Source organism: Enterococcus sp. 6D12_DIV0197 (assembly GCF_002174385.1).
GTDB classification, from domain to species: Bacteria; Bacillota; Bacilli; order Lactobacillales; family Enterococcaceae; genus Enterococcus_D; species Enterococcus_D casseliflavus.
In genome coordinates this window covers 2,843,711-2,856,345 of the sequence record NZ_NIBN01000001.1, presented here as the reverse complement: position 1 = coordinate 2,856,345, position 12,635 = coordinate 2,843,711, and the positions used below count along the sequence as shown (strand labels likewise).

Here is a 12,635-nt window from a genome sequence, read left to right as displayed (position 1 = left end):
CGATCCACCAAAGCGAACAGAATCAGCTTTGGTGGATCGCTCGTATAGGTTAACTAGGAGTAGGCTCTTCATCGATCAAGACAAATTCTTGACCTGTTTTGGACAAAACAAGGCTCGGTTTTGCAGTTCCTTCCTTTTCTGCTCGATACGCCTCTCGGTGCTTTTGCAGATGTTCGGGGCGTTTTAACCAAGCTTGAAATGCTTTTTTCTCAGTCCATTTTGACACCAACTGGAAAACGAGGCGGTCTTTTGATTCTGAAAACCAAGCTTCAGCAGAGTGACAGCCAGCAAATGTTTTCATTGAGGCGGTATCTTTTTTCATTTTAGCAAGAAAGATGTCTTTGCCTTCTGGAATGACTTCAAATGCGACGGTACGGATATACATGAAATTCCTCCTTTGACTGTGAGTGATTTCATTTAGTATAGCGCTAATTGAGAATCATTGTCAATTAGCGTAAGGAATTTGTACGTTTTTATCGATTTTCACTTTTTGATTAAATCATTCAAAAGCCTTGAACAAATGAAAAAAGTACGTATAATTAATATACGTACTGAAGAGTCCGAAGAGTATTGGAGAAAATGGATACTTGGGGAAGTCTTTCTTTTCTCACGTGCAGTACTCTTCGTTTGTTTAGTGTACCACTCACATTTTAAAATAGATACGTTTTTTTTACTTTCTGAGGAGATTTCTTTTATTCCTTGAGTTGAAAGGCAAAAAAGTGGGAAGGCTCTGAGAAAGCGCTATGAAGACGAAATTTATGTCTTCTTTTTTTGTGTGAAAGGGAAGGAAAATTAAGAAAGTTTTTTTATCCATTTTACCTGCGAAATGATGTATAAGAAAGTATCAAAAGTTCTGATTACTAGAAGATCAGGACTTTTTTGTATGCTTTCTTGGCACGACTCCTTTCAACGATATTCAGTATAAAGTCGCTCTTTTCTACTTTTTACATTCAGAAGAGCGCTTCTGACACAACCGTGTAACCTCTTACATTTTTTGGTCGTGTTAAATTGACAGGCTGCATAAACATGCGGTAAACTCGGTACAACAAACAGAATTTTTTGAATTATCTGAATGTTAGAAGGAGATGAGTAAAAATGGGGAAACGTAGCAAATATGCAGTATCGCTTGTGTTACTAGGCAGCTTATTTTTAGCAGCTTGTCAAAATGGCAATGAAGATAACGAGACGGATTCATCAGCCGCTTCTTCTGCAGAGCAAGTGATCAATGTGCAATTTTCGGCAGAGATGGGCAGTGCAGATATTTCTTTAGCAACCGACTCTTACAGCTTTATCACGTTAAACAACGCCTATGAAGGTCTTTATCGCTTAGATGAAAACAATGTTCCTGTGATCGCTGGTGCAAGCGAAGACGCTGAAGTTAGTGAAGATGGGCTTTCTTACACCATTTCACTGCGGGAAGAGGCAAAATGGTCCAATGGCGATCCAGTTACTGCAGCTGATTATGTTTTTAGCTGGCAACGCACCGTTGATCCAGCCACTGCTTCCAATTATGCTTATATGCTGGCACCCGTTAAAAACGCTGCCGCTATTTCAGATGGTACGCTAGATAAAAGCGAGTTAGGGATCGAAGCAGTCAATGATCATGAATTGAAAATCACGTTAGAAAAACCGACGCCTTACTTTTTATCTTTACTGGCTTTTCCAACTTTCTTCCCGCAAAACGAGCGTGTCGTGGAAGAGTTCGGTGACCAATATGCCTTAACCAGTGAAAACGCGGCGTACAATGGACCATTCCTATTGACCAATTATGCTGGACCAGGCACCGACATCCAATGGACATTGGCGAAAAATCCCGATTATTGGGATGCCGATTCGGTCAAACTTGAAACAATTAACTTTGATGTCGTGAAAGACTCATCGACCGCTTATAACTTGTACGAAAGCGGACAAGCCGATGACATTATTTTAAGCGGTGAATTGGCGATGCAGAATGTGAATCATCCTGATTACATTGTTCAGCCTAGTGCAACCACTCAGTATTTAGAAATGAATCAAGCACCAGAAGATTCGCCTTTTCGAAATGCAAATCTGCGCCAAGCCATTTCGTATAGTATGAATCGACAACAAATCGTTGACAATATTTTAGGCAACGGCTCCTTACCGGCGGTCGGTTTTGTTCCTTCTGACCTAGCGTTTAATCCAGAGACAAAGGCTGATTTTGTCGAGGATGCGGCAACCACGTTAGCCTTTGACGAAGAAAAAGCCCAAGAATATTGGGAAAAGGCAAAAGCTGAACTGGGTATCGATACATTGTCTTTTGAACTGTTGACATCAGATACCGATCAATCGAAAAAAATGGCAGAATACATTCAAGGCACCTTGCAGCAAACACTGGATGGGCTGACTGTCGAAGTCACAAACGTTCCATTTTCTGTGCGCTTGGATCGTTCAAATAGCGGCGATTTTGAGATGGTCATGAACAACTGGATCGGGGATTATGCAGACCCAATCAACTTTTTGGAATTGTTCAAAAAAGACAGTTCCTATAATCGTGGAAAATGGCTAAATGATGACTACAATCAGTTGATCGAACAAGCCTCCAATGAAAATGCTAACGATCCAGAAGCCCGTTGGGAAAATATGGTAGCAGCAGAAAAAATCTTAAACGACGACTTAGGCGTTATTCCACTCTTCCAAAGTGCTGAAGCACATCTACGGTCGCCAAAAATCAAAGGCCTCATCGTTCATAGTGTTGGCGCGGCCTATGATTATAAAAATGTCTTTGTCGAAGAATAAGGAGAAAAAAGCTCCTTTTGTCTATTCATTGTCTGACTTCGCCAAAGAGGGCAGCAGACGAGAAAAACGTTACTAGAATGTTTAGCAACTTGATAACAAGGAATAAAGCAGTTCTTTTTCTAGCAGCGAACAATGACGTATTCATTTTAGCTAGATAAGAACTGCTTTTCTTTTTGGGAGGAACACCAATGAAAATCACAGCAGTTGAAACCAAACGAATTCCGATCCAGCTGAATGCACCCTTTAAAACGGCGCTCAGAGAAGTGCACGCCGTCGAAGTGATTCGAGTGCTGCTTTTTTTTGATAATGGGATCGTTGGCATCGGAGAAGCAGCACCTACCGAAGTGATCACCGGTGATACAAAAGAAAGTATTTTAAAAGATATCGAAACGGTCTTTGCCCCGTTCCTGTTAGGCAGAAAGGTAGATGCCCAATTGCTAGTAATGGATGAGCTTCATGCGCTAATCCAGCATCATACGAGCCCTAAAGCGGCGATTGATATCGCGTTGCATGATGCACTGGCAAAAGCGGCCAACTTGCCTCTTTACCGCTATTTAGGTGGTTCTGCCAATACACTGACAACCGACTATACGATCAGTGTTGGCTCACAGGAGCAGATGCTGCATGATGCCCAAGCGAAAGTCCAGGCGGGATTTCGCTCCTTGAAAATCAAACTAGGGGCAGGAACGATCGAAGAGGAAGTTGCGAAAATTCGCCGCATCAATGAACGCTTGGCAGGAAAGATTCCCTTTCGAATTGATGCGAATCAAGGCTGGACCAAAGAAGAAGCGGTGCAGATTTTAGACCAATGGCAAGACATTCCGATCGAGTTTGTTGAACAGCCAGTAAAAGCCCATGATTTTGCTGGACTCAGCTATGTGACTGCTCGTACGACGATTCCAATCATGGCTGATGAAAGTCTTTTTTCCTATGAGGATGCCAAGCGTTTGATTGCTGAAAACTGCTGCAATTATTTGAACATTAAATTGATGAAAAGCGGCGGGATCAAAGAGGGACAAAAAATTTATCACTTGGCAAAAGAGCATCAAATGCCAGTGATGGTCGGTTCGATGATTGAAGGGTATGGGGGAATGGCGGCAGCCGCCCATTTTGCCTTGGGGATGGCCGACGTCCAATTTTATGATCTGGACGTTCCTTTTATGTGGGAGACCCAAACGACTTCCCCTGAAATGCAAGGGATTCTTCAGCGTCCAGGAAGTTTGAGAGTCACCGAACGCATCGGTCTAGGAATCAACGAATAAATAGTTATGAGAGGAGCAAAGATGAAACAAATTGTTCAGGCTGGCTCTTCCTTCTTATGGAAGGAACCCAAAGAAAACAAAGTACTAGCAAAAATCAAAGCATTTCCTTTAGAAGCGCTGCACACTTTTTTGACTGATGAAGATACGATGCGGCTTTATCAGGAAAGCTTAGTGGACTCCGAAGTATTATATGGGACGATAGTAGAAGTCTTCACCCAAACGGATGGTTGGTCCCATGTGATCGTCTTGGATCAAAAAAGCAATAAACACCCACTCGGGTATCCCGGTTATCTGCCGAACGAGGTATTGAAGCCATTGCCACCAGATTATGCACCAGCTAAAAGAAGGATTGGGGTGATTGCAAAAGAAGCCGTGCTTGTTTTTGACTCGACCACACGACTTGTTTCTTTTGGAACAGTTTTACCACTTGTTGGGGAAACCGCAGATTCCTATCAAGTGGCTACGCCTAATGGACCAGCAACGATCGCTAAAGCTTTTGCTCACGTCCTATCGGACACATGGGCAAAGCTCCCAGAAAAAATAATAGCCTTAGCAGAACAATTTATAAACCAGCCCTATGTCTGGGCAGGCATTAGCGGCAGTGGCTTTGATTGTTCTGGATTCATGTATTCGCTGCATCGACTTCATGGTATTTTAATCCCCCGAGATACGATCGAGCAAGCACAACAAGCAAACATCGTACCTTACAGTCAGGCACAACCAGGGGATCTGCTGCTGTTTGCTTATGAAGAAGGAAAAGGCGAAGTCCATCATGTCGGTCTATATTTGGGGGATGACGAAATGATTCATTCAAGAACACCTGGGTCACGGGTCATGAAAACCAAAATCACTGGCTCTAATTATGAACCAGAACTCGCAGTTGTGGCGCGTTATTGGCAAAACCAGCCGAATGCATCACAGGAATGCTCATGAACATTCTTTTCATGATCGTAAGGAAAGGGGCATTTGATGGGAAAAGATGACTTGCGTGTAGCAATTAAGCCTATCCTAAAAAACTATCAGACAACCTTGGAAATGGGTTTATGGATCGGTACGCCAACGGAATGTCTCATTGACTATCAGAGTCAAAAGTCGTTTTCGGCAGCGAGTATCAGTAAGCTTGTTTTGTATGCCTATTATCTTGAACAGATTATCGAAGAAAAAATCGATCCGCAACAGCTGATCGGTGTGAACGCCGTTGATCTGACAGAGGGTGCTGGGGTGATCCGTCTTTTTCCTCAGAAGAAAGGTTGGACCATCAGTGAGCTTCTCACGGCGATGATCGCCGTATCTGATAATACTGCGACCAATGTACTATTGGACTTAGTAGGGTTGCCCACGCTTCAGGCCTGGATTCAGGAGCCAGAGATTCAATTTGAACGGTATATGATGCGACCGATCAAAGACAAAGAGAACCGCTTGACCCCCTCGGCGGCTGCTAAACTACTACTAAGGTGTGTTAAACGAGAAGAAGCTGCACTAGGGTTTTCACCCTTAAATCAGCAGCAATTTCAAGAAGGATTAGCGGGAAATTTTGCGGAAACTGCGTATCCTGCTTGCCGCATTTTTAATAAGACAGGCCGTCTTGACCGCATCGAACACGATGTAGCGTATTTACAAGCCAATGAAACGACGATCATCATTGCGGCATTTTCCTATGATAAAACCGGTAGTGGTCAAGGGATCAGTTGGCTAAGAGAAATTGGTCAAACAGTCTATCAGCAATATTTTTAAGTAAAATGCGCTGCGTATCGCTCCTCACTCAGAGGCACTTGATCCGCAGCGTATTAATTATTTACAACAATAAAATCCCCCATATCATAGCGGTGCCGTGATTGGGAAAATTCAAAAGGCGTCCCATCGCCGAGGTAAACTGTTTGCTCAACTTCTAAAATGGGATCGGTGGCAGCACAAGCTAAGTATTGCTGGTCATAGGTGTCTGCACGATCCGCTTTGATACGACGGACAGATGTTCCAATCGAGGAGTGGAGTTGGTTCGTGATGTAGCTATAGACTGAAGAGGATAAGACTTCTTCGGTAATGCCAGGAATGACATGAAGCGGCATGATGGTATACTCTAAAACAACGGGTACATCGTCAAATAGACGCAGACGAACGATATCATAAATTTGCTGGTCACTGCGAATTTTTAGTTTTTCTTGTTCTTTCTCATCGGGAAAAAGAATGGCAAAAGAAATGATCTTGCTGGTGATTTTTCCTGTCTCTCCAAGGCGCTTCGTCAGCCCGCGATTGATCTTGGCGTTGTAATCGAAGGTTGAATAGGAATCACTGATAAACGTACCCGTGCCTTTTTTACCGTAAATAATGCCTTCCATTTGTAAAATATTCAATGCTTTTTGAATCGTCACGCGGCTCGTTTGATAATCCGCAGCCAGTTCGGATTGCTTCGGCAATTTTTTCTCTTCTTCGTAAAACCCGTGATTGATTTTGCTCCGTAAATCGGCAGCGATGTCATGGTAGTTCGCCATTTGCTTCACCTCAAAATAATAATAAATGATAAAACGAAGTATGTAAACTTGGAGCTTTACATACCCTGTTTTGAAGGCTTTTCCTGCGTTTACATTCTTCAGAAAATGAATTACATTTGTAATGTAATCGTTTTCTAAAAATTGAAGAATAGGGGTATAGGAGGGAGTTTTATGCAAGGATTTATGGATCGACTCGCTGACGTTTTAGGAAAGTTTGCCAATAGGATCAACAATTTACGCTACATCATGGTCATTAAAAATGCCTTTGCTGCTTTGATTCCAGTAATCATTACAGGGGCATTTGGTACATTGTTTTCAGCAATGGTTTTTGATGCTGAAAATGGATTGGCACAAATCGAGGCACTGCGCTTTTTAGAAAGTTTAAAACCGATCTCATCTGCGGTCAGTTATGTGACGTTGAGTTTCTTAACGATCTATGCAGTGTTTCTGATTGGGATTGAGCTAGCAAAATTAAATAAGATTTCTGGGGTCTTTCCAGGAATCATCGCAGTGATGTCTTATCTTTCTGTTAATCCAATGATCTTTGAATTTTTGCACGAAGATGCGACGGTGGTTGCCGAAAACGTGCTGGCTAAGCAATATACTGACACGAAAGGCCTATTTTTAGGCATGTTCGTTGCGATCGTTTCCATCGAGCTTTATGCGTGGTTAGGAAGACAAAAACGGCTGCAGATCACGATGCCTGATAGTGTTCCTGGGAATGTTTCGGCAAGTTTTTCGGCATTGTTTCCAACGATTTTCACCGTGACCATCATCGCCACCGCTGGTTTTGCTATCAAAGCACTCACAGGGATGTATGCTTACGATATCATCTACAATGTCGTCCAACGACCACTGGAAGGGATCGTCCAAGGATTGCCAGGTATCTTGTTGTTGATGTTTATCGCACAAGTTTTTTGGGTCATCGGGATTCATGGGAACCAGATGGTCAAACCCATTCGCGAACCATTGTTGCTGGCAGCGATCGCCGTCAATACGGAAGCTTTTGAAGCTGGAAAAGAAGTACCCAATATTATTACGATGCCGTTTTGGGATATGTATATGAGTATGGGCGGCTCTGGGGTTACGATTGGGTTGCTGATTGCGATTTTGATTGTCGGCAAGCGGGAGGACATGCGCCAAATCACTAAATTGTCATTAGCACCTGGGATTTTCAATATCAATGAGCCAGTGATCTTCGGAATGCCAATTATGCTGAATCCCATTTTGGCGATTCCCTTTATCCTGACACCGTTAGTAACAGGAACGATTGGGTACGTGGCGACAAGTCTAGGCTTTGCCGCTAAAGCGGTGGTAATGGTCCCATGGCCGATGCCACCGATCGTCAATGCTTATCTAGCTACTGCTGGGGATATTGGGGCTGTGATCACGCAAGTTATCTGTATTGTCGTGGCGATTTTGATCTATCTACCTTTTGTTTTGGTAATGAATCGTACGACCAATGAAGTTGCATAAAGGAGTTTTAAAAAAATGGTAAAAATACCTGAAACATTTATTTTAGGGGCTGCTTCGTCTGCTTGGCAGACAGAAGGCTGGCAAGGAAAGAAAGAAGGGCAAGATTCGTATCTCGACCGCTGGTACAAAGAAGAACGCTTTGTCTGGCATAATGGCTACGGGCCGGCTGTTGCGACGAATTTTATGGAAAAGTTTTCAGAGGATGTTCAACTGATGCAGGAGGTTCATTTGACCCATTACCGAACATCGATCAACTGGGCGCGCTTCTTTACCGACCATGAACAGCTGATCGTTGATGAGGATTATGCTGCTCATATCGATCAGCTTATCGACCAATTGCTTGCGGCTGGGGTCGAACCGATGCTTTGTTTGGAACATTATGAACTGCCAGCTAGTTTGATGGATGCCTATGATGGCTGGAGCTCGCGGAAAGTGGTCGATCTATATACTCGTTATGCCGAAATCGCCTTCGAGCGTTACGGTGATCGAGTCAAACAGTGGGTTACCTTCAATGAGCCGATCGTTATTCAGACTCGTTGCTATCTCGATGCGATCCGCTGGCCCCATGAGCAAAACACAAAAAAATGGATGCTTTGGAACTATCACAAAGTATTGGCGTCCGCCCAAGCGGTGGCTGTCTATCATGAAAAGGGCTACGAGGGGCGCATCGGTTGTGTGCTAAATCCAGAAATGGTTTACGCACGCTCTTCCTCACCAGAGGATCAAAACGCGCAAAAAATGTACGATCTTTTTTTCAACCGAATCTTTTTTGATCCAATGGTTAAGGGGCATTATCCAGATGAACTTATCACACTTTGCCAAACCTATGACATCTACTTTGATCCGACAGAAGAAGATTTGGAAACGATCCGCACCCATACGGTGGATTTCTTAGGTGTCAATCAGTACTACCCGAAACGCGTGCGGGCACCACGATATCAATGGCATTCGGATACACCATTTCATCCAGAAATGTTTTATGAGACCTTTGATTTGCCAGGAAAACAAATGAATAACTCCCGTGGCTGGGAAATCTATCCAAAGGTCATGTACGATATGGCTAATTATCTTAAAGAAAATTATGGCAATATTCCATGGCTGATCACTGAAAATGGTATGGGGCGGGAAAATGAAGAACAGTATATGGATGCCACAGGTCAAGTCCAAGATGATTATCGGATTCAGTTTATTACCGAACATCTTTACTGGCTGCTAAAAGCCGTCGAGGAAGGCGCCAACTGCGAAGGCTATATGCTTTGGGCATTTACCGATTGTGTTTCACCTATGAATGCGTTCAAAAATCGCTATGGTCTCGTACGAATCGAGCTAAATGAAGAACGGACTCGGTCATTAAAAAAATCAGCCGCTTGGTATCGTTCCCTGATTGATGAACGGTGGCTTCCATTTGAAGAAAAACCATTGATTCTGTAATAAAAACCCACGTTGATTTCCTCATCCTAAAGGAAATCAGCGTGGGTTTTCAGTTAAAAGGGTTGTTTATGAGGAGCAAGTTTCTCCCAGTCAAAGGTGACGCCAATCCCTGGTTCTTCTGGGGCAATCGCACAGCCATCGGATGGATCGATCACTAACGGTCTCGTGGTGTATTGATCGATTGGGAAACTGTGCATTTCGAGATATCCAGCATTAGGCATCGCTGCCAGTAGACTAACGTGCAATTCTTGCATGCCATGTGTAGAAACAGATAAGTTACTTGTTTGTGTTAAGGCAGCAATTTTCAACCAGCCGGTGATCCCACCGCAATTGGAAGCGTCGGGTTGCGGAAAATCGACATTGCCATATTTGATCATATGAGCAAATTCGATAGGGGTGCGCAAGTTTTCTCCGCCTGCCACCGCAATTTGCCCTTCTTTAGCGATACGAGCGTAGCCTTCGTAATCTTCGGGGATCGTTGGTTCTTCAAGGAATAAAATGTCATAAGGCGCCATCAGTTTGGCGGCTTTGATCGCTTTTTCAACAGACCAGCTCATGTTGGCATCCACCATAAAGACAACATCGGGACCAATCAATTCTCTGACCGCTTTTATTCGAGCAATATCTTCGGCAAGTGTTTTTTGTCCCAATTTGATTTTGACCGCTTTTAATCCCATGTCTAAATATTTTTGATTATTGGCTAAGAGTTTTTCAAGAGGAAAGTTTAGATCAATCGCACCACCATAGCATTTTACTTTGTTGCTTGCGCCGCCTAAAAGTTTGTAGAGGGGTTCTTGTGCTTTTTTCGCACGTAAGTCCCACAAGGCGATATCACAAGCCGCAATGGCGAAACTTGCTAAACCGCCTCTGGCAACATAGTGGATTCCCCAGTTCATCTGATCCCACAAGGCTTCCACACATGCTGGATCTTTCCCTAAAAGGATCGCTTTTAGTTCTTTATCGATCAGTTTGGCGATCGATTCGCCACCGAAGCCACCAGTATACGTATAGCCGACCCCTTCACGTCCATCATCAGTAACGATCTTGACGATAGGCACTTCAAAGTGGGTGTGTAAGCCGTGCTTCGCATCTTCCATGATTTCTGGAAGAGGTATTCGATAATACGCTGTTTGTACATCTGTAATTTTTGCCATTAAAAATCCTCCTCAAATTAATGTTCACGTGTGCATTTTTATGTTAACGTTTGCATAATCATGGTAGCATGGGAAGGCGAGATTGACAAGGCTGAATTTCCTCAAATTCAAAACTTTAAAAGAAGGAGGATCGTTATCGAAGGGATCGCATCTCATCAACTGATGCTTCATGGAACCATTTAGAATATAAACAGATATAGGGAATATTAGCTAGAAATGAAGTGAAACCCCTATAAATTGTCACAAAATAGCATTTTGTTTATTTTTAAAGCATAGTTATTGAATAAAAATCATTTTTGTATTATGATTATCTTAACAACGAGCAATGAAGGGTACTGGGGCAAATGAAAGCTTGGGGAAGTCTTTTATTTGGGATACCCAGTACTCTTATCTTTGTTAAACGACAAGTGAAATACAAAAGAACGACTGAACTTCTTTGGTTCAGTCGTTCTTTTGTATTTCATAAAGCGAGCGAAAGTAACTTGTCGTAAGGAAGAACAAGTTTTTCTCAATTGACAAAGGAATAATCATTGGCGGTTAAAACAGTACGAGCTTGTTCTACCTGATGTTCCTTGATTAAAATATAATCAGTATTGAAGGTAGAAACAGCAAAAATACTGATTGACTCCTCGGCTAGAAGGGAAGAGATTTTTGCAATAATGCCAATTAAGCTAAAATCCAGCACACCAATTATTTTCATCGCTTTCCATCCATCTTCTCTGTTTAGTGTTTCAGCTGGAACCTTTGCCGTTGGTAACACCAAAGAAAGTTCTTCTGACGTATGGGCAAAAAATAGAGGAACGATCTTCAGTATCGAAGGATCAATACGCTCTACTTGGATGACAGAAAAAGAGGGTGCCAATAAGGTCAGTTTCATTTAATCACGTCCTTCGTTTGATGCAATCATCATATCAAAGGATAAGAAAGAAGGGAAGGCGATTATCATTTGATCACGTATGATTCTAAGCGTTGTGTCGTTTCTGCGAGACGTAACAGACGGGTAGATTCTATACAGAAGAAAATAAGCGGTTAAAACTGATGGGTATACCTCTGTTTCTGGAGAAGAAGAAATATCAATTGGATCCGCAATCTATGCTGAATCAGATTTGAAATCAATCGAGTTAATAGAAGATAAATAGCACTCAATCATAAATCAATGGTTGAGTACTATTATTGTACATAAAATTATGGTGGACAGAGGAATGGAATATAAATCACTAATTGTTTGATTGGAAGAAAAATTGATACTGAGGATCATAAAGAGAAGAAGGAACATGCTAAATTTTACGAAGACCTTACAAGATTCAAGGAGAAGGTAAAGAACGCTCTGTAATATTTTGATAAACTTTAGTCAAGGAGGTGTGATAAATGGATAAATTTTTCAACTTTATTGAAAAAGGACTTTCCGAAGAAATTAATTTTTTTGTGTTTTCCATAGATTTGGAACATTATTTAGTCGATCACTACGAGGAAATGTATACCGAAAACAAAGAAGCTACATTGTACCTGAATGATTTACTTCCTGATGAGGCTCAGAAAATGGAACCTGGAATGAATCCAGATAGTTTTTGTGAACGAGTAAAGGAAATTGTAGAGAAATCGAAAACACTTTAATTAGCACTTTTTTTGCTGAGGCAGAGTCAGATCAAGCCAGCAACGAACTATCATAGATTGTTGATGATCAAGCAGATTATGAAACTTACATCAAGCTTTGATGATAAGAAACATCTTCAAAAAATTTCATGCGATGAGGCAGGGAAAATAACTATTCTAGAAGCAAAGAAAGCCGTTGAGAACGCAAAACAGGAGTGAAAAAAAGTGTATCTAAAGATACTAAGGAGTAAAAAGCCTTAAATCAAAAATAGAGTAAAAAAATCAGCCCAAGAAAAACTCGCAAAAAAGAGATTCGTATACAATTTGGTGAAAAGGTACGCCATTGAAGAGCATTGATTGCTTAAAAAAAGCATCTGACTTCACTTGAACAATTAATGTAGGTTCAATCGGTATAAGAAATACAATCTAAGAAAAGCGAGGAATAGCACATCGGTTTAAAGCTGATAATTAAC

General features: G+C 42.0%; 11 protein-coding genes. 7 read left to right on the top strand and 4 right to left on the bottom strand.

What is annotated here, in order from left to right:
- Positions 1-49 precede the first annotated feature (49 nt).
- On the bottom strand, positions 50-385 hold the full coding sequence (locus A5867_RS13345) for an antibiotic biosynthesis monooxygenase family protein (protein ID WP_005229087.1): 336 nt from the start codon (positions 383-385) through the stop codon (positions 50-52).
- Between the two features lie 710 nt (positions 386-1,095).
- Between A5867_RS13345 and A5867_RS13335 the strand changes: the two genes are divergently transcribed.
- From A5867_RS13335 to A5867_RS13320, 4 genes are all read left to right on the top strand, one after another.
- Positions 1,096-2,757, top strand: coding sequence for a peptide ABC transporter substrate-binding protein (locus tag A5867_RS13335; protein ID WP_016608695.1), 1,662 nt, complete (start codon positions 1,096-1,098; stop codon positions 2,755-2,757).
- A gap of 188 nt (positions 2,758-2,945) precedes the next feature.
- A complete protein-coding gene (locus A5867_RS13330) occupies positions 2,946-4,019 on the top strand; it encodes a dipeptide epimerase (protein ID WP_060792528.1) in 1,074 nt (357 codons plus the stop codon).
- A gap of 21 nt (positions 4,020-4,040) precedes the next feature.
- On the top strand, positions 4,041-4,952 hold the full coding sequence (locus tag A5867_RS13325; RefSeq protein ID WP_170927538.1) for a C40 family peptidase: 912 nt from the start codon (positions 4,041-4,043) through the stop codon (positions 4,950-4,952).
- 36 nt (positions 4,953-4,988) lie between these two features.
- Positions 4,989-5,753 carry a serine hydrolase gene (locus tag A5867_RS13320; RefSeq protein WP_087627799.1) on the top strand — a complete coding sequence of 255 codons (765 nt, stop codon included), beginning with the start codon at positions 4,989-4,991 and terminating at the stop codon, positions 5,751-5,753.
- Between the two features lie 53 nt (positions 5,754-5,806).
- Here A5867_RS13320 and A5867_RS13315 read toward each other — a convergent pair whose 3' ends face one another.
- Positions 5,807-6,508, bottom strand: a complete 702-nt coding sequence (locus A5867_RS13315) for a GntR family transcriptional regulator (RefSeq protein WP_010749712.1) — start codon at positions 6,506-6,508, stop codon at positions 5,807-5,809.
- Positions 6,509-6,679: 171 nt separating this feature from the next.
- Between A5867_RS13315 and A5867_RS13310 the strand changes: the two genes are divergently transcribed.
- Positions 6,680-7,984, top strand: coding sequence for a PTS transporter subunit EIIC (locus A5867_RS13310; RefSeq protein ID WP_015510115.1), 1,305 nt, complete (start codon positions 6,680-6,682; stop codon positions 7,982-7,984).
- Positions 7,985-7,999: 15 nt separating this feature from the next.
- Positions 8,000-9,415 (top strand): glycoside hydrolase family 1 protein, encoded by a 1,416-nt coding sequence (locus A5867_RS13305; RefSeq protein WP_087627798.1) that lies wholly within the window; start codon positions 8,000-8,002, stop codon positions 9,413-9,415.
- A gap of 53 nt (positions 9,416-9,468) precedes the next feature.
- On the opposite strand, the gene A5867_RS13300 is transcribed toward A5867_RS13305, so the two are convergent.
- A complete protein-coding gene (locus A5867_RS13300) occupies positions 9,469-10,569 on the bottom strand; it encodes a mandelate racemase/muconate lactonizing enzyme family protein (RefSeq protein WP_081116486.1) in 1,101 nt (366 codons plus the stop codon).
- A 508-nt stretch (positions 10,570-11,077) separates the two neighbouring features.
- On the bottom strand, positions 11,078-11,446 hold the full coding sequence (locus A5867_RS13295; RefSeq protein WP_010749708.1) for an ACT domain-containing protein: 369 nt from the start codon (positions 11,444-11,446) through the stop codon (positions 11,078-11,080).
- A gap of 491 nt (positions 11,447-11,937) precedes the next feature.
- Between A5867_RS13295 and A5867_RS13290 the strand changes: the two genes are divergently transcribed.
- Positions 11,938-12,183 (top strand): nitrogenase subunit molybdenum-iron protein alpha, encoded by a 246-nt coding sequence (locus A5867_RS13290; RefSeq protein WP_087627797.1) that lies wholly within the window; start codon positions 11,938-11,940, stop codon positions 12,181-12,183.
- Positions 12,184-12,635: the final 452 nt, after the last annotated feature.

Excerpts from the sequence above, each read along its gene's own strand:
- A5867_RS13335 (WP_016608695.1), top strand. The coding sequence starts at position 1,096 with ATGGGGAAACGTAGCAAATATGCAGTATCGCTTGTGTTACTAGGCAGC.
- A5867_RS13300 (WP_081116486.1), bottom strand. The coding sequence starts at position 10,569 with ATGGCAAAAATTACAGATGTACAAACAGCGTATTATCGAATACCTCTT.
- A5867_RS13345 (WP_005229087.1), bottom strand. The coding sequence starts at position 385 with ATGTATATCCGTACCGTCGCATTTGAAGTCATTCCAGAAGGCAAAGAC.
- A5867_RS13315 (WP_010749712.1), bottom strand. The coding sequence starts at position 6,508 with ATGGCGAACTACCATGACATCGCTGCCGATTTACGGAGCAAAATCAAT.
- A5867_RS13295 (WP_010749708.1), bottom strand. The coding sequence starts at position 11,446 with ATGAAACTGACCTTATTGGCACCCTCTTTTTCTGTCATCCAAGTAGAG.
- A5867_RS13290 (WP_087627797.1), top strand. The coding sequence starts at position 11,938 with ATGGATAAATTTTTCAACTTTATTGAAAAAGGACTTTCCGAAGAAATT.
- A5867_RS13325 (WP_170927538.1), top strand. The coding sequence starts at position 4,041 with ATGAAACAAATTGTTCAGGCTGGCTCTTCCTTCTTATGGAAGGAACCC.
- A5867_RS13310 (WP_015510115.1), top strand. The coding sequence starts at position 6,680 with ATGCAAGGATTTATGGATCGACTCGCTGACGTTTTAGGAAAGTTTGCC.
- A5867_RS13320 (WP_087627799.1), top strand. The coding sequence starts at position 4,989 with ATGGGAAAAGATGACTTGCGTGTAGCAATTAAGCCTATCCTAAAAAAC.
- A5867_RS13305 (WP_087627798.1), top strand. The coding sequence starts at position 8,000 with ATGGTAAAAATACCTGAAACATTTATTTTAGGGGCTGCTTCGTCTGCT.
- A5867_RS13330 (WP_060792528.1), top strand. The coding sequence starts at position 2,946 with ATGAAAATCACAGCAGTTGAAACCAAACGAATTCCGATCCAGCTGAAT.